The organism is Heyndrickxia vini, from assembly GCF_016772275.1.
Lineage (GTDB): Bacteria > Bacillota > Bacilli > Bacillales > Bacillaceae_C > Heyndrickxia > Heyndrickxia vini.
In genome coordinates this window covers 1,308,525-1,333,471 of record NZ_CP065425.1, presented here as the reverse complement: position 1 = coordinate 1,333,471, position 24,947 = coordinate 1,308,525, and the positions used below count along the sequence as shown (strand labels likewise).

General features: G+C 35.0%; 25 protein-coding genes and 1 other annotated feature. Of the genes, 5 read left to right on the top strand and 20 right to left on the bottom strand.

Features of this window, described 5'->3' with window-relative positions; translation table 11 throughout:
* Positions 1 to 173: 173 nt before the first annotated feature.
* Positions 174 to 2,033 (bottom strand): LTA synthase family protein, encoded by a 1,860-nt coding sequence (locus I5776_RS06655; RefSeq protein ID WP_202779617.1) that lies wholly within the window; start codon positions 2,031 to 2,033, stop codon positions 174 to 176.
* Positions 2,034 to 2,149: 116 nt separating this feature from the next.
* On the opposite strand from I5776_RS06655, the gene I5776_RS06650 reads away from it, so the two are divergent.
* Positions 2,150 to 2,461, top strand: coding sequence for a PepSY domain-containing protein (locus I5776_RS06650; protein WP_202779616.1), 312 nt, complete (start codon positions 2,150 to 2,152; stop codon positions 2,459 to 2,461).
* Positions 2,462 to 2,508: 47 nt separating this feature from the next.
* On the opposite strand, the gene I5776_RS06645 is transcribed toward I5776_RS06650, so the two are convergent.
* Complete coding sequence (locus tag I5776_RS06645; RefSeq protein WP_202779614.1) at positions 2,509 to 3,348, bottom strand: YtnP family quorum-quenching lactonase; 840 nt, start codon at positions 3,346 to 3,348, stop codon at positions 2,509 to 2,511.
* A gap of 295 nt (positions 3,349 to 3,643) precedes the next feature.
* Entirely contained in the window at positions 3,644 to 4,303 is a 660-nt protein-coding gene (gene trmB / locus I5776_RS06640) for a tRNA (guanosine(46)-N7)-methyltransferase TrmB (RefSeq protein WP_202779613.1), read from the bottom strand.
* A gap of 104 nt (positions 4,304 to 4,407) precedes the next feature.
* On the opposite strand from trmB, the gene I5776_RS06635 reads away from it, so the two are divergent.
* Positions 4,408 to 4,686 (top strand): YtzH-like family protein, encoded by a 279-nt coding sequence (locus tag I5776_RS06635; protein WP_202780719.1) that lies wholly within the window; start codon positions 4,408 to 4,410, stop codon positions 4,684 to 4,686.
* Here I5776_RS06635 and I5776_RS06630 read toward each other — a convergent pair.
* The 5 genes from I5776_RS06630 to pepV all read right to left on the bottom strand — a co-directional run bounded on the left by I5776_RS06630 (position 4,676) and on the right by pepV (position 9,760).
* Positions 4,676 to 5,455, bottom strand: coding sequence for a phosphotransferase family protein (locus I5776_RS06630; protein ID WP_202779612.1), 780 nt, complete (start codon positions 5,453 to 5,455; stop codon positions 4,676 to 4,678). The two genes, I5776_RS06635 and I5776_RS06630, sit on opposite strands and share 11 nt — an antisense overlap.
* Positions 5,456 to 5,756: 301 nt before the next feature.
* Positions 5,757 to 6,731, bottom strand: coding sequence for an NERD domain-containing protein (locus I5776_RS06625; RefSeq protein WP_202779611.1), 975 nt, complete (start codon positions 6,729 to 6,731; stop codon positions 5,757 to 5,759).
* Positions 6,732 to 6,751: 20 nt separating this feature from the next.
* Positions 6,752 to 7,312 carry an RNA 2',3'-cyclic phosphodiesterase gene (gene thpR, locus I5776_RS06620; RefSeq protein ID WP_202779604.1) on the bottom strand — a complete coding sequence of 187 codons (561 nt, stop codon included), beginning with the start codon at positions 7,310 to 7,312 and terminating at the stop codon, positions 6,752 to 6,754.
* Positions 7,313 to 7,480: 168 nt separating this feature from the next.
* Complete coding sequence (gene dat, locus I5776_RS06615; RefSeq protein WP_202779602.1) at positions 7,481 to 8,320, bottom strand: D-amino-acid transaminase; 840 nt, start codon at positions 8,318 to 8,320, stop codon at positions 7,481 to 7,483.
* A gap of 27 nt (positions 8,321 to 8,347) precedes the next feature.
* Positions 8,348 to 9,760, bottom strand: a complete 1,413-nt coding sequence (gene pepV, locus I5776_RS06610; RefSeq protein WP_202779600.1) for a dipeptidase PepV — start codon at positions 9,758 to 9,760, stop codon at positions 8,348 to 8,350.
* Between the two features lie 464 nt (positions 9,761 to 10,224).
* Between pepV and I5776_RS06605 the strand changes: the two genes are divergently transcribed.
* Entirely contained in the window at positions 10,225 to 10,446 is a 222-nt protein-coding gene (locus I5776_RS06605) for a DeoR family transcriptional regulator (RefSeq protein WP_108070268.1), read from the top strand.
* Positions 10,447 to 10,500: 54 nt separating this feature from the next.
* On the opposite strand, the gene I5776_RS06600 is transcribed toward I5776_RS06605, so the two are convergent.
* The gene (locus I5776_RS06600; protein WP_202779598.1) at positions 10,501 to 11,223 is read right to left on the bottom strand and encodes a pseudouridine synthase; all 723 of its coding nucleotides are present in this window, start codon (positions 11,221 to 11,223) and stop codon (positions 10,501 to 10,503) included.
* A 60-nt stretch (positions 11,224 to 11,283) separates the two neighbouring features.
* Positions 11,284 to 12,903 (bottom strand): putative polysaccharide biosynthesis protein, encoded by a 1,620-nt coding sequence (locus I5776_RS06595; protein ID WP_202779596.1) that lies wholly within the window; start codon positions 12,901 to 12,903, stop codon positions 11,284 to 11,286.
* 127 nt (positions 12,904 to 13,030) lie between these two features.
* On the opposite strand from I5776_RS06595, the gene I5776_RS06590 reads away from it, so the two are divergent.
* Positions 13,031 to 14,302, top strand: coding sequence for a BaiN/RdsA family NAD(P)/FAD-dependent oxidoreductase (locus tag I5776_RS06590; protein ID WP_202779594.1), 1,272 nt, complete (start codon positions 13,031 to 13,033; stop codon positions 14,300 to 14,302).
* Between the two features lie 12 nt (positions 14,303 to 14,314).
* On the opposite strand, the gene I5776_RS06585 is transcribed toward I5776_RS06590, so the two are convergent.
* The 8 genes from I5776_RS06585 to I5776_RS06550 all read right to left on the bottom strand — a co-directional run bounded on the left by I5776_RS06585 (position 14,315) and on the right by I5776_RS06550 (position 22,211).
* On the bottom strand, positions 14,315 to 14,497 hold the full coding sequence (locus I5776_RS06585; protein WP_066235888.1) for a sporulation protein Cse60: 183 nt from the start codon (positions 14,495 to 14,497) through the stop codon (positions 14,315 to 14,317).
* Between the two features lie 758 nt (positions 14,498 to 15,255).
* Positions 15,256 to 15,570 carry a rhodanese-like domain-containing protein gene (locus tag I5776_RS06580; RefSeq protein WP_202779592.1) on the bottom strand — a complete coding sequence of 105 codons (315 nt, stop codon included), beginning with the start codon at positions 15,568 to 15,570 and terminating at the stop codon, positions 15,256 to 15,258.
* A 79-nt stretch (positions 15,571 to 15,649) separates the two neighbouring features.
* Complete coding sequence (locus tag I5776_RS06575; protein ID WP_202779590.1) at positions 15,650 to 16,231, bottom strand: class D sortase; 582 nt, start codon at positions 16,229 to 16,231, stop codon at positions 15,650 to 15,652.
* Positions 16,228 to 17,367 carry a processed acidic surface protein gene (locus tag I5776_RS06570; RefSeq protein WP_202779588.1) on the bottom strand — a complete coding sequence of 380 codons (1,140 nt, stop codon included), beginning with the start codon at positions 17,365 to 17,367 and terminating at the stop codon, positions 16,228 to 16,230. The genes I5776_RS06575 and I5776_RS06570 overlap by 4 nt, the downstream gene beginning before the upstream one ends.
* 221 nt (positions 17,368 to 17,588) lie before the next feature.
* Complete coding sequence (gene leuS, locus I5776_RS06565; RefSeq protein ID WP_202779586.1) at positions 17,589 to 20,003, bottom strand: leucine--tRNA ligase; 2,415 nt, start codon at positions 20,001 to 20,003, stop codon at positions 17,589 to 17,591.
* 47 nt (positions 20,004 to 20,050) lie between these two features.
* Positions 20,051 to 20,281: a binding site (T-box leader), on the bottom strand.
* Between the two features lie 63 nt (positions 20,282 to 20,344).
* Entirely contained in the window at positions 20,345 to 21,532 is a 1,188-nt protein-coding gene (locus I5776_RS06560; protein ID WP_202779584.1) for an MDR family MFS transporter, read from the bottom strand.
* Between the two features lie 212 nt (positions 21,533 to 21,744).
* Positions 21,745 to 21,915: a glycogen biosynthesis protein GlgD gene (locus tag I5776_RS06555; protein ID WP_202779582.1), complete on the bottom strand. Its 171-nt coding sequence runs from the start codon at positions 21,913 to 21,915 to the stop codon at positions 21,745 to 21,747.
* A gap of 20 nt (positions 21,916 to 21,935) precedes the next feature.
* Positions 21,936 to 22,211 (bottom strand): YtzC family protein, encoded by a 276-nt coding sequence (locus tag I5776_RS06550; RefSeq protein WP_202779580.1) that lies wholly within the window; start codon positions 22,209 to 22,211, stop codon positions 21,936 to 21,938.
* A gap of 160 nt (positions 22,212 to 22,371) precedes the next feature.
* On the opposite strand from I5776_RS06550, the gene mnmM reads away from it, so the two are divergent.
* Complete coding sequence (gene mnmM / locus I5776_RS06545; protein WP_202780718.1) at positions 22,372 to 22,944, top strand: tRNA 5-(aminomethyl)-2-thiouridylate-methyltransferase MnmM; 573 nt, start codon at positions 22,372 to 22,374, stop codon at positions 22,942 to 22,944.
* Positions 22,945 to 23,001: 57 nt separating this feature from the next.
* Here mnmM and I5776_RS06540 read toward each other — a convergent pair whose 3' ends face one another.
* Both I5776_RS06540 and I5776_RS06535 read right to left on the bottom strand, forming a co-directional pair.
* Entirely contained in the window at positions 23,002 to 24,123 is a 1,122-nt protein-coding gene (locus tag I5776_RS06540; RefSeq protein ID WP_202779578.1) for a tetraprenyl-beta-curcumene synthase family protein, read from the bottom strand.
* Between the two features lie 14 nt (positions 24,124 to 24,137).
* On the bottom strand, positions 24,138 to 24,944 hold the full coding sequence (locus tag I5776_RS06535) for an alpha/beta hydrolase (RefSeq protein ID WP_202779576.1): 807 nt from the start codon (positions 24,942 to 24,944) through the stop codon (positions 24,138 to 24,140).
* Positions 24,945 to 24,947 lie beyond the last annotated feature (3 nt).

The following is a 24,947-nucleotide window of genomic DNA, read 5'->3' as shown; positions in this document are numbered from 1 at the left end:
CGTTCCTTTCCGCTACAGGTGCTTGCTTTCCGTGGGGAGGAAGTCGAGCCTCCTCGACGCTACGCGTCTGTGGGGTCTCGACTTTTCCTCTATATCCCACAGGAGTCAAGCACCTTTCGCTCCAATCCACTCTACATTTCATTATTATAAGCAACGATTTTATAAAAAGGATTCTACTTATTATGCTTTCTATCTTCATCTTTAAAACGCAATAAGTCTCCGAAGATGACATTGTCCGACAGATTTAGTTCATTTTGAACACGATCAAAATAAGGTGTACATTTGTTCATTTTTACTTTTTTTCCAGATATTTTGTTAAAACATGTATTCTCAGTATATGTGTATTTATTCGTTACAAAAGTTCCATCACGAAAGATAACAAAATCCTTTTCTTTATTGGAAATTAAGCTTTGTCCAAAATCAACGACATTTTTCTGCGGCTTGACACCTAATATATCTAAAATCGTTTGTCTAATATCTGTTTGACCGCCAATCGAATCAAATTCCTGCGCCTTCTGTCCAGGGATATGAATAATCAATGGAACTTTTTGAAGCTCTACTTGCTCATTTGGTGTAATTTCTTTTCCAAGAACAGGTTCTAATTGTTTATGATAGCTTTTTGAAATCCCATAATGGTCCCCGTATAAGACAATAACAGATTGATCATAAATGCCGCTTTTTTTGAGCCCATTAATAAAAGTTTTAATTGCTTCATCTTCATACCTAACTGTTCGAAAATAGCGATGAACTAAATCAGGGTTTTCTTCCTGGTCATTAAGATATTGATCTTCTTCATTTAACAAAAATGGAAAATGGTTTGTTAACGTTAAAAACTTTGCATAAAAAGGCTGTGGCACCTTTTCTAATAATGGAATGGATTGTTTAAAAAACGGGATATCTTTTAGACCATAGTTAACACTGTTTTCCTCGTTTACTTGATAAGAAGTTTTAGAAAAGAATTTATTATATCCTAATGAGTGATACATATTTTCTCGATTCCAAAACGTTTCATCGTTACTATGAAAAACGGCACTATAATAATCGTTCTCTTTCAATATCTCCGGCAAAGCATAAAACTCATTTCGCGGTCGTCTTACAAACACAGATCCCCCCGATAAAGGATATAAACCGTTATCAATCATAAACTCAGCATCCGACGTTTTTCCTTGTGCAGTTTGATGGTATACATTCGGAAAATATAAACTTTCTTTAATTAATGAATTCAAAAACGGTGTAATTTCTTCCCCATTTATTTTCCGATTAATAACCAATTGCTGCGTGGATTCTAATGAAATGACGATAACATTTTTCCCTTTGCCACTACCGCTTAATCGAGATTGATTATTTTTGCCAATTTTCCGACTCTGAAGATAGTTTTTTACTTCCTTTATATCAGCACTATCTGCAAGTGCGCGCTGAACAAACATTTTTGAATTAAAGATGATATCGTAAATATGATAATTATAGCTTCCAAGCGTTTTCACTAATGCTTCCCGATCATATGATTTTTTTAAAATACGAGGGTTTTCAATTACCCCGCTAACAATGACAACGGCAATTAGAGCCAAACTTGTACCGACAATGTATAGTTTTCTTCGTACTAAAGGTAAACCCTTTTCCGTTTTTTTCGCTAATAGCCAAATTAAGATGGCAACATCCACAAATAGAAAAGGATCTGTCCAATTGATCAGTTCTAATGTACTTTGGCTCAAACCTCCTACATTTTGAAACTGGAATAGCACAGGAACAGTGATAAAATCTATGTAAAAACGATAATACAAAATATTTCCATATAAAACTCCGGATAAAAGTATGTATATTACAATAAATACGGTTTTCCTCATTTTCTTTGAAAAAAACAGACCAATGCTAAGAAATAGTGCAATTGAACCAATAGGATTTATCAATAATATCAATGTATCTAAAACGGTGTCCGTTCTTAAATCAAATTCAAAAAAGTAAATAATTAGCGTTTTAATCCATAATAGTAATACTGCTAATATGTATAAAGTAAAACCATTTAATTTTTTCATACAATCCATCCTTTCCTTTCTCCATTGTAAGAAAAAAAGGTAGCTTTTTACAAGATAAATAAATTTTTTTAACGAATGAATATGGTAAACTAGATAAAAATGGGAGGGTAATGCTTATGAACTGGAAATCATTTGTTACGGGAATTGCTGTTGGTGCAGTAAGTGGATATTTAGTTAATGAGGCTGTTAAAAGTAAAACCTTTATTTCAAGTGAAACGGTTTTAACGAAGGTGAAAAAGGCTTTTAAAGAAGAGACGACCGTTGAAGGTTCATGGATTCAAATTATGAAAGAAGAGTATGAAAAATTTCCTATTAAAACGAAAATTTATCGCGGTGGTATTACATGTCGAATTGGGGAAGAAAGAAAACAATATGAATTCATCGCTGATGCCTATACTGGCTCGATTTTAGATGTTTACCCCTTATAATAAAGAGATAAGGAAAAAGGCTCCCGAAAGGATACCTTTTTCCTAGATTATTTTTTTTTCAATTCTTCAATAATATTTCCCTCTTTATCCCATTTTATCGCACGAAAAAATGCATCATGATAAAAAATAAACCATGCGTTTTCATTAATTGCTTCGGAAATAAATTTTTCTTTTGCAAAAATGGATGTCATTGGATAATCATCATATGCTAGAACCCACAATGGATTTTTATGTGCATGGGTAGGCATTAAATCTGCCATATGTATCAGCTTCTCACCGTTACTTTCAATTTGAAGGATTGAATGCCCATCGCTATGACCACCTGTATGAATCATTTTCAAACTATCCTCAATAACTATCAGCTTTTCAAATGTTTTGACCTGATGCTGTATAGGCTCCCAGTTTTCGGCCCAATATGTATTTTTTGAGCGGATATTTGGATTTTTCATTTCATTCCATTCCACTTGTGAAGTGTAAATCGTTGCATTTGGAAACATGGGAATTAATTGATCATTTTCCCATTTTGTTAATCCACTCGCATGATCAAAATGCAAATGCGTCATACAAATAATATCAATATCTTCGGCAGTTAAACCAAGTTCATCTAATGATTTCTCAATAGCCGATTCCTCAGCAACACCAAAATTTCTCTTTTGCTTTTCAGTAAGCTTTCCGTTTCCGATGCCTGTTTCAATTAGAATATTTTTCCCATTCAACTGAAGAAACATTGGATCCGTCCGTAATTCAATTTGGTTCATTTCATTAACCGGATATTTTTTTGACCACAACGGTTTTGGCACGACGCCAAACATGGCACCACCATCTAAATAGGTAACTCCACCGTTCAACCACCATATTGTTAAATCCCCAACCGTTAATTTCTCCATACATATCCCTCCTTAACCTAATTGTAACATTTCGAATAATTTGTTAGTAGTATGAAAAGCGGAAGCGCCTCGCTCATCGACGTAAAAACTGGAAGGACTTTGACTGAGATAAAGGAAACACGATGAGCCTGTAAGGCGAATCGATGTTGACTTATCGTAGGGAAAAGTCTTGAAGTTTTCTAGTCGATAGGCGCTGGAGCTAGACAAAGCAGATATTTTTTCAGGAACATTAATCTCAAAAAGTTTTATACTACCTTTTAAAAAAGGGAAATGACTGCTATCAGTCATTTCCCTTTCATTTAGCTTCTTGATTATTTGTAGGATATTTTACCTCACACCGATAAATCCTTTGACCTCTTGCTGAAAACTTCTCTTCATACTCCGTCATGATATTATCCGGAAAATCACTATTGTGTAAATCTAAACTTACATATTTAAGCAGTAACCCATATTCAGAAAAACTTGTTAATGAATATTCAAAAAGACCTTGGTTATCTGTTTTAAAATGGATTTCCCCATCATCCACTAAAACATCTTCATATAATTTTAAAAACGTTTTGTACGTTAATCGTCTCTTTTCATGTCGATTCTTCGGCCAAGGATCTGAAAAATTTAAATAAACTCGATTAACATCACCTTTTTCAAAGAACTCCCGTAACTTTTCTCCATCCACATTTAATAACTTTACATTTGGCAGTTCTGCTTCAATAATTCGATCCAATGCAGATACTATTACACTATCTTGAAGCTCAATTCCTATATAATTAATATTTGGATTTGCTTTTGCCATTCCAACAATAAATTGTCCTTTACCAGTTCCAACTTCAATATGAAGGGGATGGTCATTTTCAAAAACTTTATTCCATTGACCTTTACTCTGTTCGGGATTTTGTACTACATATTGCGGGTATTGCATTAATTTATCAGCCGCCCACGGTTTGTGTCTTAAACGCATGTATTTACACCTCAGTTTGATTTTATATGAATAAAGATAAAAGGAATTCACAAAATAATTGTGGATTCCTTTTTTATATTACAAAAATTGAAAGGATGTTTCGTATGCCTCTATCCCATCTAGACCAAATTACTTTATTAAAAGATATATTAAACAATCATCAAGTTGATTGCTGTGGTTCTGTATCAGAATGTGAACAATTGGAGCGCCTTGTCAAATCTCTAATGACAGATCCTCATATCAATGATTCCGTGAAATCAGTTCTTCAAGAGGTTTACGATTATAGTCAAAATGGACAATATACACAACACTTAAATTCACATATTGAATCCAATCAAGAAAATTTATCCCAATGGGTAGATCAAATGAATATTAACTTTTAAAAATTGCTTGAAGCCTATTGATCCACTGGTCCATTTCCATTAATCGATCCTTGGACTTGTGCCATTGTACAAATAAGAGTGATTGAGCAACAAAGTACCATTTCATTCTTAATAGAAGCTGTTCATCTACATGTATTCCATATTGTAAGAACCATTCATTCCATTCTTTAGAATCAATATATAAATAAAGAAGCATTCCAATATCTAGTGCGGGATCAGCAATCATTTGTCCATCCCAATCAATCAAATACAGCTGGTTGTCGTCTGTTAGCAGCCAGTTGTTATGATTTATATCACTATGACAAACAACATAATTATTCGTTTTAATATTTACGACTTCTTGTTGGAGAAAGCTTAGGGATGAATCAATAATTGGTAAGTTTAAAAGTTCCTTATCCAATTCTGTTTCAATTTGAGCGAGCATCATCTCTGGTTCAAATGGTGTTTTCCCCAATCTTAATAGCATTGAAAGAAGAGGGGCAGAATCGTGAATTTTTTTCAAAAGTTTGGCAACACGATCTTGGCTCATTTCTTCTGGCTTTAGTTCTCTCCCGTTTAACCATTGTTGTGCGGTTATAACATCGCCATTTTCAGTTCGTTTGGTCCAAACAAGCTTCGGTACGATACCCTCTGCAGATAAAACAGCTAAAAAAGGAGAGGAGTTTCTTTTTAAAAATAATTTTTGATCTTGATGTTTGGCAAAGAATGCTTCTCCAGTTGCCCCTCCGGCCGGGATTACTTCCCAACCTTGACCAAGTATGTGTTCCAACATCATTCACCTTCAATTAATTCGCCGCCCATCACTTTCGGCGCTCAAAATATCATTACATAGTCAAAAAAAAAGCTAGCTATTGAAATTTAGCAGACAACAATAGCTAGCTTTAATAAACTGATTTCAAAAAAATTGTTGCGATTATGTTAAATTTTCAAAGACAAAATTTAGTTTACTATTATTTAGCAAAATATTTCAACAAAAGAATGTTTTTTAAATAAAAAAGTATAGAAAAGTGTCTTTAATAAATTTTATTCTTTATGACATTTTTCGTCAAGTTAATTATTAGAACGATTGTTTAATCATTTTCGATTTCAAAAGGATTTTCTTCTAATCCCTCACTACTATTCCATTCTGACCTTTTAGCACTTGTCGTTTGACAATAATCTAACAGAACCTTTGCCGCCTTTAATTGAATATGTTTTAAAGGAGAAAGATGATTCCTTTGTTGTTTGAACCATTCCGGATACTTTCTCTTTTCTAATAATACAACGTCAACAGGTGCATTAGGGTAATCAATATATCCGTTGCGGCTAATTATTGCTTTTTTCATTGGGATGTCTATTTGATGGTAGTTTAATAGTTGCATAATAATCTTCGCCATCCGATTCAATGATATCACCGGATTTAAAATCTTGCTTTCATTCCCATTTGCTCTTTTACTCCAAAACCGTTCCTTAGAACCTAAAAATACCGCCTCATTCTCTTCTTCTAAAAATACAATACACCAAATCTCCGTGGGCGTTATTAATAGGACCTCCATTTCTATTGGCGCCTTTTTCAATAAAAAGATAGGCTCGTATAGAAATAAAAAAGTATCAGGAAACCGTTGTAATAAATATTTTAACTTTTCATTTCTGTAATAGCTTTTATCTATATAAGACTTTTCAATAATTGTTGAGCTCGCCCATTTCATTTGAAACGAAAATAACTGATCGAGAAATAAATGCTTTAACTCATCTATCGAATCTGGGTAATATAGTAATTCCGGTGCAAATTGAAACATTGATTCAGAAGGTAACTGATTCTCGTGAACCCAATCACCTTTTTCACTATATGATTTTTGAAATAATTTTTTGATTACGTTCAAAGATCTTGGTTTAGTGTCTTCTTCCGCTTCTTTTGTTTCGATAGAAATAGGTGTTTGATTCTCCCAATCGAGCTTTAATTTCTTCCATTGTTGTTTTTTTAATCTTACATACTGTGCAGGATACCGAAAAGGATCCATTTCATAACGGGATATATAATCCTGAAGTTTTATTAGCTGTCCCATATATTTTTCTTCCTTTACTATTAGTCACCCAATTGAATAACAGCCTTTTTATGATACTTTGGAGTGGTCTCAATATTTGTTTCATATAACACTACTTGATTTACTTGAAAGCTCAATGAGGATACTTTTATCTCTTTAAGTTTCTCTAAAGAAAAAAGCTGTTTCGTATCATCCCATTTCCTTGCTAATGTGATATGTGGGTTAAATGGTTTCCTATCTAATTTGAATTCTACATTTATACAGCTTTCATAAACGATTTCCCTAAGCCTAGCTAACTCAGAAGATTCAAGTAAGCCTGCCCAAAAGATTCGAGGTGCTTTCTCTCTTCCGAAAATCCCCAGATGGTTAATTTTTATATTAAACGAAGAAGAACTAACTAAACTTTCTTTAATTAATTTTATTGCTTTTATTAATTGAGTATTATCCGCATCTCCTAAAAAAGCTAAAGTAATGTGATAATCCTCTTCATGTACCCAACGCTTAAATGGAAATTCTATTTTTACATTTTCACATAGTTGAAAGAGTGATTCCTTAATATTAGGAGGTAATGGAACAGCAAAAAAATAATGTTTATTCGACAATTTCATCACCCTTAATTTTTGTTTTGATAACCCTAGTTTATCAAAATTCTACAGTGATACTACTAATTATTAATGATCTCATAAATTACCTATTTATTATTATTCACAATGAAAAAAAATAAACCAGAATTACTGGTTTATTTTTTCTGCTATCTGAAAACATTACAATTACAAACCAATTTTTTGTTGAAATAAATGTTGAAGTTTTCTTGTTATTTCTCCAGGCGTTCCTGATGATATCACTTTATCATTTACTTGAATAATCGGCATTACTTCTGAAGTTGTACTCGAAATAAACACTTCATCCGCTTCCAATAAATCATTAATTGTAAATATTTCTTCCCTAATAGAAATACCATTTTCTTGGCATAATTTAATAATAACTTGTCTTGTAATTCCATTTAGGATTAAATTAGTAGCGGGCCGCGTGATTAAACAATGGTCCTTAACGATAAACACATTCGATGAAGACCCTTCTGTAATTTCTTCCCCTCGATGTTGAATCGCTTCAAAGCAACCCGACTCTGCAGCTTTTTGTTTAGCTAAAATATTTCCCAATAAGTTTAAACTTTTAATATCACATCTTAGCCAGCGAACATCTTCTACTAATAATCCTTTTACACCATCATCCATAGATACTTTCGGGATCGGCATTTCGCGTGTGTATGCAACATAAACTGGTGGGACTTCCGATTTAGGGAACCCATGTTGCCTTGGAAAGCTTCCACGGGTTAGTTGCAAGTAAATAATGCCTGTTTTGAGTTGGTTCACTTGAACCAATTCCTCTAATGTTTGAATGAGTTCCAATTTTTCATATGGAATGTGAATCGAAATTTTCTCTGCACTTTCATATAAACGATTAACATGTTCTTCCTTAGTAAAAAGTGTTCCATTGTACACTCGTATGACTTCATATATTCCGTCTCCAAATTGATATCCTCGGTCCTCAATATCAATATTCACCTTTGAACGTTCAATAATTTCCCCATTAAAAATTATTTTCTCCACACTAAGTTCCCCTTCATATTTTGATTTTTATCTGGCTAATTCATAAATTGCTTGGGCATAAATTGCCGTTGCTTTTAATAAATCATCGACTGGCATGTATTCGTCCTTTTGATGCATAACATCCGGTCGTCCAGGGAAAAGTGCACCGAATGCGACACCAGACTTTAACGAGCGTGCATAAGTTCCTCCTCCAATTGAGAGAAGTTCAGCTTTTTCTCCCGTTTGCTCTTCATAAACCTTTTGCAAAGTTTTAATTAGCCCGTCATTAGCATCTACATGATGTGGTTTTGAGTCGGAAAAGTTTTCAATTGAAAATCCATATTCCGATGCTATTGTAGAAATTTTTTCTTTTTCTTCACCCATATTAAAGGTTACAGGATAGCGCATATTAATCCCAAAACTTCCACCTTTTTTATTGTCATAATTCATTTTTCCAACATTAATCGTTAAATCACCTGTAATATCATCGCTATATTGGACACCTAGGCCTTCTCCGCGTGATTGATCAAATAATACGTTTACAGCAAAATCAACAAATTTCTTAGCATTTTGATTTAGCTCTAATGTAGATAAAAATTTTGTTAAAAACAATCCTGCATTTTTCCCATTTCGCGGTTCCATTCCATGAGCAGATACACCTTCCAATTCAAGGTGCAATTCCCCATTTTCAACAAAATACTTTCCTTTTACCTCATTTCCCTCTAAGAAGCTTGTGAACTTTTGAAATAAATCCGTTTGTTCACCATCAAAGGTGATAATAGCTTCTGCAAAATCAGGTACCATATTATATCTTCGCCCGGATTGAAATGATAGTAGAGTATTTTTCACTTGCTGATCATCCGTTTTAGCCGGCAAAACAATATCGTAATCAGCGATTCCTTTTTCAGCATTAATAATAGGGAAATCCGCATCTGGCGCAAAACCCATTGTTGGCATCTCTTCATGTTGGAAATAATGATCAACACAACGCCAATTGCTTTCTTCATCCGTTCCAATAATCATTCGTACACGCTTTTCTAAAGGAACACCCAAATCTTTAACAATTTTCATTGCATAGTAGGCCGCCATTGTTGGTCCTTTATCATCACTTGCTCCTCTAGCATAAATTTTTCCATCTGCAATCTCTCCACCGTATGGATCGACACTCCAGCCATCTCCTTCAGGCACTACATCCACATGGCATAGGATACCAATTAATTCATTTCCTTGTCCCATTTCTAAATGTCCAGCCAAATTGCCAACATTTTTAGCAGTAAAGCCATCTTTTTCGCCTAAATCTAATAAATATTGTAATGCCTCTTTAATCCCTTTTCCTAACGGTGCATCTTCGGTAGCATTTTCTTCATCTAAAACACTGTTTATTTTTAACAATCCTTTTAAATCGTCAATAATCTGATCTTTTCTCTTTAGAACTTCCTCTGTCCAATTTATATTCTCCATTGTGTTGTCACTCCTTTGAAGGAATTTTATGTATTCCGAATTATTCATACCTTAGTTAATATTACTCCTTTTCCAACATTTAATAAATCATTTCGTGAAAAAAATCAATTATGTGAAATAAAACATAAATAGTTATCTGAAAATTATAATATTTATAATTACCTTTCATATACATTATTTAAAGGGGCTAAACAAATTTCAATCCTATCCCTAGATAATTTAAAAAGGAAGGTGTACAATATAATTGTCTGACATCTTAGATAATAAAAATCAAAGGCTCGTTTCAAAATGAAATCTGCCTTCAGAAAAAAGGAGCTGTCTGTCCGGATAACAATACATCTTTTCTAACGATATTGGAGTTTCATTTCACAATTTGTATTTATCATACAAGTATTGTGACCAATGTCTTACCAAATAAGCCGTCCGTAACTTGGTCTTTGGAATAAAGATGAGGGAGTGGTTTTTTGAAACCTTCAACTAATCGCATGTTAACCCGAATTAAATCTATCTACATGTTTATTAAAGAAAATGGGACTGTAACGACACAGGACCTTGTAGAAGAGTTCGGCATCACACCTCGCACCATTCAAAGAGATTTGAATGTGTTAGCATACAATGACTTAATTATAAGCCCACACCGTGGAAAATGGACAACAACAGAAAAGAGAGTTAAGATGTCTTCTTAAGCAAAAAATCAACTAAATATAAAGGAAAGGAGCTGCATGCTGTGCAGCTCCTTTCTATGCTTTTGGTTCGTATTCCTTTAATAATGCGATTTCCTCATCGGTAAGTTCACGATACTCACCTAACTTAAGTGATTCATCTAAAGCTAGTGGCCCCATCGACATTCTTTTTAAATAAATGACCTTTTTACCTACTGCTTCAAACATTCGTTTCACTTGATGAAATTTCCCTTCCATAATTGTTAATTCTATATCGGAATGGATGCCGGATTTTAATATGACTAATTCTCCCGGTTTCGTATGATAACCATCATCCAGTATAACTCCATTACTAAACTCAGAAATATCTTGATCAGTCACTTCACCTTTAATTACTGCAAAATAGGTTTTTGGTACATGTTTCTTCGGTGAAAGAAGTTGATGAGAAAGCTGTCCGTCATTCGTTAACAATAATAATCCTTCCGTATCTTTATCCAAACGTCCAACTGGGAAAGGATTTAATATTGTATCTTTCAATTCTAAAAGATCGATAACCGTTTCATCGTGTGGGTCCTCTGTTGCTGATATTACACCAGGGGGCTTATTCATCATTAAGTAGATGTACTCCTTGTAGTCAACCTCCTCTCCCCGGACAGTTACTTCATCTTGCTGAGGATTGATATGTACTTTACTATCCTTTATAACTACACCATTTACTTTAACGATGTTTTTCTTTAAAATTTGTTTCACTTCTTTTCTACTACCTAATCCAGCATTGGCTAGAAATTTATCAATTCTCATTCTAACACCTCTTTCATACCCCTACTTTTAAAGGAGGTCAAATCGTGCTGACCTCCTCTTCTATCCAATATGCAATCTTGATTTGATTCTACTTATACGGGAACCAAATAATTTTTCAGCTAATTTCGACCTTAATCCTAAATATCCATAAACAATTGCACCAACTGCCCCACAAATGATGGTAATGATTAATGCTTGAAGTTTTGCATCTGGGACTAATAGCAGCGTGATAAGTTTATAAACAATAATGACAATTCCCGCCATTACTGCATTCATCAATAAAATTAAAATAGTTCTTCTAAAAATTGTTTTAAAAGGATACTGCGCAAATACTTTTATGACGAAAAGATTAATTATTATAGATGCTGAATAACCTAGTACTGTTGCATACACTGCTCCGTTAGTTTCAAAAAGCTTGATTAATGGAATATTGAAAGTCAATTTTAGCAATAAACCTACTAATAGACTTAAAATGGTAAACCTTTGTTCATTAATTCCTTGTAAAATAGCCGCTGTAACAGAATACAAGGCAAATAAAATGGCGACGGGCGCATAATGGCCTAATACGTCTGTACCTAATTTATTAGGTTCATAAAATACTGTAAAAATCGGATGTGCAAGCAACGATAAACCGATTGCTGCAGGGACCGTTAAAAACAACAAAACTTGAAAAGTTTGATCAACTTGACGTACCAATTCAGAACGTCTTCCTTTTGCAAATGATTCAGTTATAAGAGGTACAAGTGTTAAGGAAAAAGAAGTGGCAAGAGATACCGGAATGATGACAAGTTTATGTGAATCGAAGTTTAGGATTCCTATCGCTTCAAGTGCCTCTTTTCCCTTTCCAATAGCAGCCATTCCTCGATTAAATGTTAATTGATCAATATATTGATAAAGTGAATTTGCAATTCCGACAAAAACAAATGGCAGGGCATAGATAAAAATTTCTTTATACATTTCCCTTAAGGAAACATTCATCGTACCTTTGTCATAGTTTAATAATTCATCAAAATGAGATTTTCTTTTCTTCCAGTACCAAAACAAAACAAATAAACTTGCAATGCCTCCAATAAATGCGGCAAATGTTGCGACACTAATGGCAGTAACCATTTTTCCATGAAAAACATGCAGAACTAAATAAGCACCTAATAAAAGAAATACGATTCGAACTAATTGTTCAATAACCTGTGAAACGGCAGATGGCCCCATTGATTGATGACCTTGAAAATATCCTCTTATTAAGCTCATTACCGGAATAATGATTAATGCAAAACTTACAGCTCGAATGACGGTTGTTACATCTGCGATTGAGAATTTCTTCGATTCAACTCCGGTCATGCTAAGCTCGGCGAATGTAGGAGCAAATATATACATTAGTAAAAAACTGACAATACCAGTTATTAGCATTAATAAAATTCCTGATTTAAATAGTTTTCTTCCTACTGCATACTCCTCTAATGCATTATATTTTGCGATATATTTAGATACAGCAAGTGGAACACCTGCTGTGGCAATACTGATAAACAATGTATAAGGTACATAACCAAATTGATAAAGTGCTTCTGGCTCAGAACCTCCTACAATTGCATGAAATGGAATAACGTAAAACAATCCAATTATCTTTGATATAATTGTTCCTAATGTTAATATAAACGTACCACGTATTAGTTTTGAAGACATATAATCCCTCAATCAATAAAATTTAATTTACACACTAATATGTAGTTTACCTCTTACTTAAAAAATTGACAATTTATTCGTTAATTCTTTTTAAATACAGAATTTCGACAGAAAAAGGTGTTTAGTAATGACGTACGATGTAATTATTATCGGTGGCGGGCCATCTGGATTAATGGCTTCCATTGCAGCTGGTGAAAAAAAGTCAAAAGTTTTATTAATTGATAAAGGAAATAAACTGGGACGCAAGTTAGCGATATCTGGGGGCGGAAGATGCAATGTAACGAATCGGCTTCCTATCGATGAAATCGTTAAGCATATTCCTGGTAACGGAAGATTTTTATATAGTGCATTTTCCATTTTTAATAATGAAGATATTATCCGTTTTTTTGAAAATTTAGGCATTGAACTAAAGGAAGAAGATCACGGACGAATGTTTCCGGTATCTAACAAGGCGCAGTCTGTGGTAGATGCATTACTTAGTCGTTTAACAGAATTAGATGTAGAAGTTCGGACGAATACGACTGTTAAAGATCTTCATTTTTCTAATGGGGCAATTGAAAGTGTTGAGCTAATAGATGGGAACAGGATTGCTACTCATTCCGTCGTTATTGCTGTTGGTGGTAAGTCCGTGCCTCATACTGGTTCTACTGGTGACGGGTTTCCGTGGGCTAAAAAAGCCGGACATACTATTTCAGAGCTTTTTCCAACTGAAGTACCTGTAACATCGGACGAGCCCTTTATAAAAGCAAAAACATTGCAAGGATTGTCATTAAGGGATGTTGCGGTCAGTGTATTAAATCCAAAAGGGAAGCCATTAATTACACATCAAATGGACATGATCTTTACCCATTTTGGAATTTCCGGGCCAGCTGTTTTAAGATGCAGCCAGTTTGTTGTAAAAGCAATGAAAAAATGGAACTTGAAACATGTAACTATGAATATTGATGCCATCCCTTCAATGAATGGGGAGGAACTATTTCAAAAGCTAGTGAAGTTAGTAAAGGAAGAGCCAAAAAAAGCAATAAAAAATTCGTTAAAAGGAATTGTACCTGAGCGTTATTTACTCTTTTTGTTTGAACAAAACGATATCTCTCCTGATTCACAAGGGTCGACTATTTCTACGGAGCAATTAAGAAGTTTCGTAAAATCGTGCAAACAATTTCAATTTCAAGTAAATGGGACACTTCCATTAGAAAAAGCGTTTGTCACCGGTGGTGGGGTTTCCGTTAAGGAAATCGAGCCAAAGACAATGGCCTCTAAATTTATCCAAGGTCTTTATTTCTGTGGGGAAGTATTAGATATCTATGGATACACCGGTGGATATAATATCACATCAGCATTAGTAACAGGAAGATTAGCAGGAATGAATGCTGCAAATAATGAAACGGAGTCCATTTAGGACTCCGTTCTCCTATTTCCTGTATAGCACCATAGCACTGAAACAATAAATTTGTTCATCTTCATCCTCCGAAGTAACTGCTACATGATACTTAATATCTAATAATTTATTTTCCTCAATATCTTTTAGAAATAGATTAACATCCGCTTCCAAATCTTTTTCATGCTCATAATCAAACAATTTTACTTGGATCATTTTTTATCTTCCTCTCTCCATCTAGTTACTCTTATTTTAGACAGAAAGACTAGTTTTCAAAACATTCTGTATAAATTTGGTTTTAAAACAGGAATTACTTGTGCTAAACTATGATGCATTTATAGAGACATACAAAAAACACATATGCTGTCCCATTACTGCCCATACTTCCTCCGCATCGGACCGCTTTTCCTCTTTCCGGTACCATAGACTCGCGCTTTCCTTTCTCATCGGACCGCTTTTCCTCTTTCCGAACCCATGGACTCGTGTTTCCCTTTCTCATCGGACCGCTTCTCTTCTTTCCGAACCCATAGACTCACGTTTGACTTCCTCATCGGACCGCTTCTCCTCTTTCCGAACCCATAGACTCACGCTTTCCTTCCTCATCGGACCGCTTCTCTTCTTTCCGAACCCATAGACTCACGTTTGACTTCCTCATCGGACCGCTTTTACTTTTTCCAAACCCATAGACTCACGTTTGACTTCCTCATCGGACCGCTTCTCTTCTTTCCGAACCCATAGACTCGCGCTTTCCTTCCTCATCGGACCGCTTTTCCTCTTTCCGGACCCATGGACTCGTGTTTCCCTTCCTCATCGGACCGCTTCTCCTCTTTCCGAACCCATAGACTCACACTCGACTTCCTCATCGGACCACTTCTCCTCTTTCCGAACATCGGACACCCGATAGATTCACAAAATCGCTTCGTCCATTTTGAAAAAAGCCAACTAAACATATGTTTAGTCGGCTCCCATTCAAGTTACAGCTTCGGTTTTGTTTCTCCAGTCCAGTTTAGCATGCCACCTTCCATATTAATGACTTTATAGCCATTTTCATGAAGATATTCACATACACGGCCGCTTCGGCCACCGGATCGGCATATCATTATATATTCATTATTTTTGTCTAATTGCTCAAGTGAATCAGGTATGTCTCCCATCGGGATATGTTTTGCCTGCGCAATCATACCTTCAGCAACCTCATCATGTTCACGAACGTCAATAAGATTTAATTTTTCACCTTTATTTAGCTTGTCCTTTAACTCATCTGGAGTAATGGTACGAAAATCACTCATAGAATACCTTCCTTTCTTGTCTGTTAATATACCTTTATTATTATATCATCATAGAAAGGAAATACACCTTTTTGGAACCTTACTTAGTGATTAAAACAGCTTCTATAATAAACCGTTGTGGAGCATCGCCGATAAAGTTGAATGGATAGCAGGTGGTCACTGTTAATGTTGCCCTGGGCTTTGGTACGATGACGGTACGATCATCCGCATCAACAATTCTCGTTTTTCTAATTTTATACTTAAATTGTCCTGCGCTCGTTTTTACAATGACTATATCATTTTTTTGCATTTGCCCAAGCTTTCGAAACACTGTATCCCGATGACCAGATAACACAGAATTATCGTTTTCACCCGGCAAAACACTTTGAGCAAAATGTCCAACACCTTTTTCTAATTCATCTTCATCCGCACCCTCATATATTGGTAAATCTGCATTGATTTTCGGAATGATTAGTTGACCAATTATTTCCCCTTTAACAGGTGCTCTTTTGTATAACGGTTCATCTGTTTTCAGCTGATTGGTCTTCTTATGAGCATCAAATTTCTTTTCGGAAGCTTCGGGCTTTAATAATTTATAACCGTTTATACTTATCATAATTAATCCCGCTGCTATTACTACGATACTACAAACGTAATATACTCGTTTTTTTGTTAATTTCATAGATTTATCGATCGCCACCTACGGAACATAAATATGCCAATTGCCATTAATATTAATCCACCTAATAAATAATCTCCATAATGTCCAGCAGTATTTGGCAACTTACCACCTTTAATTGTTTTCTTCATTGGTTTCGTAATGACTTTTTCAACTTTGTTTACCTTTTCAGCTGTATCTTTAATAATTTCTGATCCAAACATATCTGGAGTAAGTATTAAGTCTGCTAATAATTTATTATTATTATCGTAAATTTCGATTAATAAATTATATCCATTTGTTGATGTTAATTGGGCTAATTCATTTAATGAAATTGGCTTTTTATCTGAACCTTTCACTAAATAAAATTTAGTATTTAACTCAAATATGCCAAGCAGTTCTTGATAAACATTTACGATTTCATTTATTTCTTTTTCCGATAAATCTGATTTACTTTCAAAATCTCCTAGTGCCATCATACGTTCCGATAATTTATTTAACTTTTCCTCCGTATTTTCATCCAAATTAAGTGACATAAAGTGATTAAGTAAATTCCCTACTTCTTCATCAGTAATGCCAATCTCTTCAAAAATACCGGAAAAGATATCTGAAATCGAATCATCTGAATAAGAGATAAGTGCATCTTCAAGGTCCTCAATGAATTCATAGTTATCAATTGAATCACCATTACTTTTCAATAAATCTACCATTTCATCGTATGTCATATCATACTCTTTCAATAATTCATTAAGGTTTTTATCTGTAATTGGTGTTCCAATATAGAAAGAAATAGCATCGTCAAGGGCATTGGTAAAATGGTAGACATCATAAATATTATCGTTTTTTTCCATTTCTCCGTTCTTAACTAAAAAATTCTTAACATCAGATTCATCTTTAAACTGATATTTTTTTATCAAATTTTGCAAATTACTTTCTGAAAGCGGCTCACCCACTAGTTTTTTAATATCGTTTACAGTTGAAAAAGATTGGATTGATGTATTGTAAAAATACTCCAAATGCTCATTTAAATCTTTTTCGGACATATCGATACTTTCCAAATACGTTTGAAGCTCCGTTTTATTTGGTGCGGCAAAACTTATTTTAGGTAAAGTTGTAAAACAAAGAAAAACGACTGCAATGAATAATAAAAATCTTTTCAATTTCTTGCTCCCCCTAGATGTCAATTATGAACCTTTTTACAATAAACGATAAATAATTTTTTGGGTAGAATTGACATACGGTTACCTTTGTATTATAATTCCAAAGTTTTTCAAATTAAAAAAATAAGCAGAACCTTTTATTTAAAGGGTTCTGCATTTTGGATACGAAAGAAATAATAAGCTCCTTTGGATAAATGTACCTCTGTTTCCACCAACTTTTTTTAATTCGCAACAATATTTACAAGTTTTCCTGGTACAGCAATCACTTTTCGCACCGTTTTTCCTTCAATTAATTCTTTGACTTTAGCATCATTCATTACTTCTGATTCTAGTTGTTCACGAGTGGTTTCACGAGATACCATCATTTTTGAACAAACTTTTCCATTTAACTGAATGACGATTTCAACCTCTGAATCAACAAGTTTCGACTCATCATAAGCTGGCCATTGTTCGTATGAAATTGTTTCACTATGCCCTAGTTTACTCCAAAGCTCTTCTGAAATATGTGGACAGATTGGTGAAAGTAATTTAACAAATCCTTCAATATATGCTTTCGGTAAAACGTCCACTTTGTATGCATCATTGATAAATACCATCATTTGTGAAATTGCCGTATTAAAGCCTAAACTTTCGTAGTCTTCTGTAACCTTCTTAACAGTTTGATGATATACTTTTTCAAGAACTTCACTATTACCAGTTTGGACTTTATTTGAAATTTGGCCATTTTCATCGACCATTAGTCTCCATATACGATCAAGGAATCTTCTTGCACCGTCTAATCCGTTCGTTGACCAGGCAATCGATGCATCTAACGGACCCATAAACATTTCATAAAGACGTAACGTATCTGCACCATGACTATCAATGATTTTATCAGGGTTGACGACATTCCCTTTTGATTTACTCATTTTTTCATTATTTTCACCAAGGATCATCCCTTGATTAAATAACTTTTGAAAAGGTTCTTTCGTAGGTACAGCACCAATATCATACAAAAACTTGTGCCAGAATCTTGCATATAGAAGATGGAGAACCGCATGCTCCTGTCCACCAATATATATATCAACAGGTAACCATTTCTTTAATTTATCAAAATCGGCAATTGCTTTATCATTTTTTGGATCGACATAGCGCAAGAAATACCAGCTGCTTCCAGCCCATTGTGGCATTGTATTCGTTTCGCGTCTACCTTTCTTACCTGTTTGTGGATCCTCCACATTTACCCAGTCTTGAATATTTGCTAAAGGCGATTCTCCTGTGCCAGATGGCTTAATTTCCTTTGTTACAGGAAGGGTTAACGGAAGTTGGTCTTCGGGCACTGGCGTCATTGTCCCATCTTCCCAATGAATAATCGGAATTGGTTCCCCCCAATAACGTTGACGACTAAATAACCAGTCTCGAAGGCGATAGGTAATTTTCTTTGTTCCCACCTGTTTTTCTTCAAGCCACGCAATCATTTTTTCGATTGCATCTTCTTTGTTAAGGCCATTAAGGAAGTCAGAATTAATATGCTCACCATCACCAGTATAAGCTTCCTTCTCAATATCCCCACCTTGAAGAACTGCCTTTATTGCTATACCAAATTTTTTCGCAAACTCGTAATCCCTTTCATCATGTGCAGGGACCGCCATAATGGCACCTGTACCGTAGCTCATTAATACATAATCCGCGATCCAAATTGGCATTTTTTCATTATTAACTGGGTTAATTGCGTAAGCACCAGTAAACACACCTGTTTTATTTTTCGCTAAATCCGTTCGTTCGAGATCGCTTTTTGATTTAATTTGCTCCAAATATGTAGCAATTGCTAACTTTTGTTCTTCCGTAGAAATTACATCAACTAGTGGATGTTCTGGAGCAAGTACAGCATATGTTGCACCAAACAAAGTATCAGGGCGTGTTGTAAATACCGTAAATGTTTCTTCCGTATTTTCAATATTGAAAGTAACCTCTGCACCTTCTGAACGACCAATCCAATTTCTTTGCATATCCTTTAGGTTTTCTGGCCAATCAAGCTCATCCAAATCATCTAGCAGACGATCAGCATAAGCAGTTATTTTAAGCATCCATTGTTTCATCGGACGGCGTTCTACGGGATGGCCGCCACGTTCACTTTTCCCATCAATAACTTCTTCATTTGCCAGCACGGTACCAAGAGCTGGGCACCAGTTTACTGCTACTTCATCAATGTAGGCAAGTCCTTTTTCATACAGCTTAAGGAAAATCCATTGTGTCCATTTATAATAATCCGTATCAGTCGTATTCACTTCACGTTCCCAATCATAGGAGAACCCAAGTGCTTTAATTTGACGTCGAAACGTTTCAATATTATGCATTGTGAATTCAGCAGGATCATTCCCTGTATCAATAGCATATTGTTCTGCAGGTAATCCAAAAGCGTCCCATCCCATTGGATGAAGTACATTATATCCTTGCATACGTTTCATTCTTGAAACAATATCTGTTGCTGTATAGCCTTCAGGGTGCCCCACATGCAGGCCCGCCCCAGACGGATAAGGAAACATGTCTAATGCGTAGAAATTTTTCTTATTCTCATCCTCAGTTGTTTTAAATGTTTTGTTTTGTTCCCAATACTTTTGCCACTTTTCTTCAATTTCATGATGATTAAAGCTCATGAATCTCAACCTCCTAATTTTTTCATACAAAAAACCCCTCATCCCTATAAAGGGACGAGAGGTTATAGTTAACTCCCGCGGTACCACCCAGATTAGTGTAAACACCACTCACTTCATTCATCCTTAACGCGGAAAACGGCAAACACTACTTAATCCTGAAATGGATGTTCACATTTGCAACTCTAAGGTGAGTTCATGATGGTCTTGGTTAGCTTTCACCGGCCGCCAACTCTCTTAATCAAGGGGGCATCATTACTAATCCTTATCAACGTTTAAATATCTGATAATTGTATTCACCATTTTATCCAATTTTATTCAATCTTTCAAGCCCTTTTTAAAACTCACATCGAAATCGACTGTTTCTCCGCTTTTGATTTCAATGGACGGTCATAGATTAAAGATAATACAATGGATATAACAAATAAAATTAGCAATGCTTTAAATAATATGGACATAGAATATAAATCGACTAAAATTCCACCCAATAATGGACCAATCATTCTCCCGCCAGTCGCCGTACTATTAACAATTCCTTGGAAGAATCCCTCTTTTCCTTTTGGAGCCAAACTATCGGCAATCGTTGGCACAGTCGGCCAAACAAACATTTCACCAATCGTTAAAATAATCATAGCAGCTAAAAACCCTTTAAAATCTGATGCATAACCGGCAATACCAAACGAAATCATAAAGATTATGATTCCCGTAATGATGGGCGCCTTTAAATTCGTTCCAAACCGCTTTACGATTGGATTTAATAATGGCTGCCCCAAAACAATTAATGCGCCATTAATCGTCCACAGCATACTATACTGTCTAAGTGAAATATTTATTTCTTGCGTGTATGTGGAAATCGTAGACTGCCATTGCACATATCCGACCCAACATAATAAGTAGCCGCTGCATAAAATCAACAAGGCAATTAATTTTGTTCTGCTCTTCACAACTTTTTTCTCTTGAATGACCGAAGTATAGTTTCCTCGATCAATGTTAATTTTTCGATAACCAAAAAAGGCAATCAAGAAAAAGACAATAAACATAATTAAGTTAGCAAGGAAGATATAATCAAAAGAAAAAGACGCAACAAAACCACCAAGTGCCGAACCTACTGCAACACCAAAATTTTGCGCAATATAAACGGCATTAAAAGCTTTTCTTCCCCCTTCTTTCCAGACCGCACCTGCCATCGCAAACATCGCTGGTACAATGATACCCGCTCCAAGCCCAATAATTGTTAAAAAGATTGGATATAACGGCCATCCATGCCAAAAAGTCATTCCGATTAAAGAGAAGATTGTAATCATTATTCCAAGTAAAATCGAACGATATCCGCCAATTTTATCATATAAGTTTCCACCAATTAAATTTCCTATTACGCTTGCAGCCGAATTTAGCATTAAAACGACTCCTGCAACCGATAGTGATTTCCCCAAGTGATCATGAATATAGATAGCATTTAACGGCCATAAAAAAGAAGAGCCTGTTACATTCACCATCATACCGATCACTAATAGCCATAAGGATCTAGGCATGAAAAACGCTCCCTTTCCCCCTAAAATTTTGCATTACCTACATCATTTTATTTCTTTTCATAAGCAGCTTCAAGAGGCAAATCTCAAAAAGGCATACACATAATATTCTGTTAATCATTAGAAAGATGGAAGCGCCTTGTTAGGCGCAGAATCCGGACAGAAATGTAAAAAAGAGCGAGCTATCGCTCACTCCTTTCATTACTATCACTAGTTTAATCCGGATTTTCGATATGTTGTTTTGATCGTATAGGCTGACTCTTTTTGGAATTTTGCTTCTTTACTTCTTTAACCGGATCGTAATCTTGACCAACTTCCATATCTTGATTATTTATGCCATTTTTTGTTTTTTGCTCTGGATTATTTTGCTTCGATCGCTTAGCCATGATTACCTCCGTAAAAATAATTATTGTGGTCGATCATGATTTAAAAGAGTCATTTGATTTTGCAATTGTTGAATCTGTAATCTCATACGATGTAATTGTTCCCTTTGTTGGGAATTGGCACTATTTGCAAGCTGGGCTAATTCATTGTATGAACCTTCCAGTTGCTGCATTGCATATTGATATTCGTTATCATAGTAATGTTCCTGTCTACTTCCTTCGATAAACTGTTCTTTTGCATAGCTTATAGCTTCTTCACATCGTTGAATACGTTCCCCAACAGATTGTCTCGTTGCCAATTCAGACTCCTCCTTTTACATTACGGAGCATTAAGGCATTGCTATTGCATGCCTCAACATTATTTTGTTCAATTGGATACGGACTATGTTGGCAATTTCGAGGAAATAATTTAGACTTGTATCGTTAAAGAAATTTTTGATGGAAACTAGAGGTGCTGTCGTGAAACTACATAAAATTTTAGAATTTGCTCATTCTTTACTCGAAAAAGCTATTTCACCTAATGATACGGTCGTGGACGCTACTGTGGGCAACGGCTATGATACGGAGTTTTTAGCAAAACTTGTTGGACAAAATGGACATGTTTATGGGTTTGATATACAGGAAAAAGCACTGAACCACGCTAAAAATTATTTAGATAAAAAAAATCTATTAACCAATATTACACTTTTTAACAAAGGACATGAAACGATTAAAGAAACCATTCCACCACACCTTTTTGGTAACATTTCTGCCGCAATCTTTAATTTAGGTTATTTGCCTGGTGGTGATAAACAGATTGTTACACAATCCTCAACAACTATTTCGGCAATTAAACAACTATTAGAAATAATGAGGCCTGAAGCTATTCTTGTTGTTGTCATTTACCATGGCCATCCAGAAGGCGCGATTGAAAGAGATGAAGTATTGAATTTTGTAAAAAGTATTGATCAAAAAGAGGCACACGTCTTAAAATATGAATTCATTAATCAAAAGAATAACCCTCCATTTATTATCGCCATTGAAAAACGATAACCACAATCGGTTATCGTTTTCTTGCTTTCCAGCTACAGCGCCTAGCTTCCGCTTTTCTTAGTTTAACTCTGCACTTCTTTTTTTCGTTTTTAACAAAGCTTTTAATATCCCAGTCGGGATTAAGCTTTTTATTCTTCGGTATGCTCGTCCATTCCAATAAAAAAAGTAGCTAATTGATCCCCCATGTTTAATCAATTCTCTCGCTATTTTTTGAACATCTTTTTGTTTATTCACTTTATCATCAGATAAATAAACGGCTAAAAGCCCACGATTAATAAATTTATGGAACTTCTGATCGGGCAATTTTTCCGTATGTATATCCGCCTCTGTTAAAAAGTGTGTTAATCGTTCAAACATTTCCTCATTATTTTCATAATAGAAACAGAAGTTTAAATCTCCACCCTCTCGATCTTCGTCTTGATCGATAAAATAATCAAGAAGGATGTGTAAACCTTGAATATAAGGAAAATACCCTTCACGGATGCTTTTTGCGTGTTCCTCAATAAAATCATTTCGGAAGCAATAGGAAACGAGACAAAATATGCCTAATGTAGAACCTGAACATGCGGAAAATTCATGCCAGCCCATTTGTGGCAAAGATGATTGATATGTTTTGAACCATGATTGTAAACGAGGCTCTCTTTCTTCAACTTTTACGTGCTTATGTACTTGTAAATCACAGTAATACTGGCACAATTCTAATAAAGAATCTCTTATTAAATCATATTTTGTTAACGAAGATAGTACTTTTTGACAAGTTAAGACTAGGTCCTCTAAATAACCACCATCATCTTGATCATCCCGAAGCCGATAATAATTTTTTGGTTTCGCATGAATCGATAATGAATCTTTCATCGACTCGTGCAAGGCCTCAAAATCAGCGGGATCTAAAGAGGTGCTTCTGTCACAAAGATTATCTAAGTAATCACTAATCGTTTGGTATGCTACGATAAACTTTATTGCCTCATCCCTGCGGTCAAGAGCTAGTAGTGCAAGAATGGAACCTCCCTCACAATGAAAAGTTTTATGCTCAATACTAGCTAATGCTTGGTTTCTTAGTTCTTGGTTGGGAATTGATGCAGCTTTTTCTTTCCAGTACATTAATTCACGATGAACATCCGGAAATACTTTCCTGTACACCTGATTCATCAATGAAAATGGATTCGAAGGGACGGACATCTTTAAAAATCACCTCAATTAATTATATAACCTAAAGTGCGAAGTCTTGTTTCGACAAAATTCTTCGCATATTGAAAAACTTCTTCCCGTTCTGGTTCATTAAATAGTTCATGATAGCTATTTGGCCAAACTTTATATTGTTTATCAGAAAGTGTCACTTTATTAAACCAATCGTTTACAGCTTGTTTATTTACAATTTTATCATTTCCACCTTGTAAAACCAAAAAAGGAATATCCGGTATTTTCGACATATTTGTGAATGCTAATTTCATTGCCTTTACCAATTCCCTATACCACCTGACAGATATCTTTGTAACATATAAAGAATCATTTAATGCGAGTTCCCGTGCCTCTTCATTTCTTGTTATATCTTCTATCGTTAAACCACTAGAAAACTTTACTTGTGGAGCTATTTTATTCATTACTACTGACAGTGAACTTAAGAATTTCGAGGGATAAGTAACTAAGTCTAAACATGGTGCGGAAAGAATAACACCCGCAAGATTTAGCTTTTCTTCTTGAAGGGTCCGAATGACCGCTAAACCTCCCATACTGTGTCCAAGCAGAAATACTGGTACATCAAATTGATAGGCAGTTTGTACCCAATCTTTTAATTCGAAAATATATTCATCAAAGGAATCGATATGACCTCTTTGGGATCTTGTTGTCATTCCCTGCCCTGGTAAATCTCCCATTATTACATGGTATCCTGATGAACGCCACATTTCAATAAGCCAACTATATCTCCCGTGGTGTTCCATCGCTCCGTGAACCATTACGATAATAGCTTTTGGACCTTGATCCGCTTCCCACTTCCACATATC

Excerpts from the sequence above, each read along its gene's own strand:
- I5776_RS06655 (WP_202779617.1), bottom strand. The coding sequence starts at position 2,033 with ATGAAAAAATTAAATGGTTTTACTTTATACATATTAGCAGTATTACTA.
- I5776_RS06650 (WP_202779616.1), top strand. The coding sequence starts at position 2,150 with ATGAACTGGAAATCATTTGTTACGGGAATTGCTGTTGGTGCAGTAAGT.
- I5776_RS06645 (WP_202779614.1), bottom strand. The coding sequence starts at position 3,348 with ATGGAGAAATTAACGGTTGGGGATTTAACAATATGGTGGTTGAACGGT.
- trmB (WP_202779613.1), bottom strand. The coding sequence starts at position 4,303 with ATGCGTTTAAGACACAAACCGTGGGCGGCTGATAAATTAATGCAATAC.
- I5776_RS06635 (WP_202780719.1), top strand. The coding sequence starts at position 4,408 with ATGCCTCTATCCCATCTAGACCAAATTACTTTATTAAAAGATATATTA.
- I5776_RS06625 (WP_202779611.1), bottom strand. The coding sequence starts at position 6,731 with ATGGGACAGCTAATAAAACTTCAGGATTATATATCCCGTTATGAAATG.
- pepV (WP_202779600.1), bottom strand. The coding sequence starts at position 9,760 with ATGGAGAATATAAATTGGACAGAGGAAGTTCTAAAGAGAAAAGATCAG.
- I5776_RS06600 (WP_202779598.1), bottom strand. The coding sequence starts at position 11,223 with ATGAGAATTGATAAATTTCTAGCCAATGCTGGATTAGGTAGTAGAAAA.
- I5776_RS06595 (WP_202779596.1), bottom strand. The coding sequence starts at position 12,903 with ATGTCTTCAAAACTAATACGTGGTACGTTTATATTAACATTAGGAACA.
- I5776_RS06590 (WP_202779594.1), top strand. The coding sequence starts at position 13,031 with ATGACGTACGATGTAATTATTATCGGTGGCGGGCCATCTGGATTAATG.
- I5776_RS06585 (WP_066235888.1), bottom strand. The coding sequence starts at position 14,497 with ATGATCCAAGTAAAATTGTTTGATTATGAGCATGAAAAAGATTTGGAA.
- I5776_RS06580 (WP_202779592.1), bottom strand. The coding sequence starts at position 15,570 with ATGAGTGATTTTCGTACCATTACTCCAGATGAGTTAAAGGACAAGCTA.
- I5776_RS06575 (WP_202779590.1), bottom strand. The coding sequence starts at position 16,231 with ATGAAATTAACAAAAAAACGAGTATATTACGTTTGTAGTATCGTAGTA.
- leuS (WP_202779586.1), bottom strand. The coding sequence starts at position 20,003 with ATGAGCTTTAATCATCATGAAATTGAAGAAAAGTGGCAAAAGTATTGG.
- I5776_RS06560 (WP_202779584.1), bottom strand. The coding sequence starts at position 21,532 with ATGCCTAGATCCTTATGGCTATTAGTGATCGGTATGATGGTGAATGTA.
- I5776_RS06555 (WP_202779582.1), bottom strand. The coding sequence starts at position 21,915 with ATGGCTAAGCGATCGAAGCAAAATAATCCAGAGCAAAAAACAAAAAAT.
- I5776_RS06540 (WP_202779578.1), bottom strand. The coding sequence starts at position 24,123 with ATGTCCGTCCCTTCGAATCCATTTTCATTGATGAATCAGGTGTACAGG.
- I5776_RS06535 (WP_202779576.1), bottom strand. The coding sequence starts at position 24,944 with ATGTGGAAGTGGGAAGCGGATCAAGGTCCAAAAGCTATTATCGTAATG.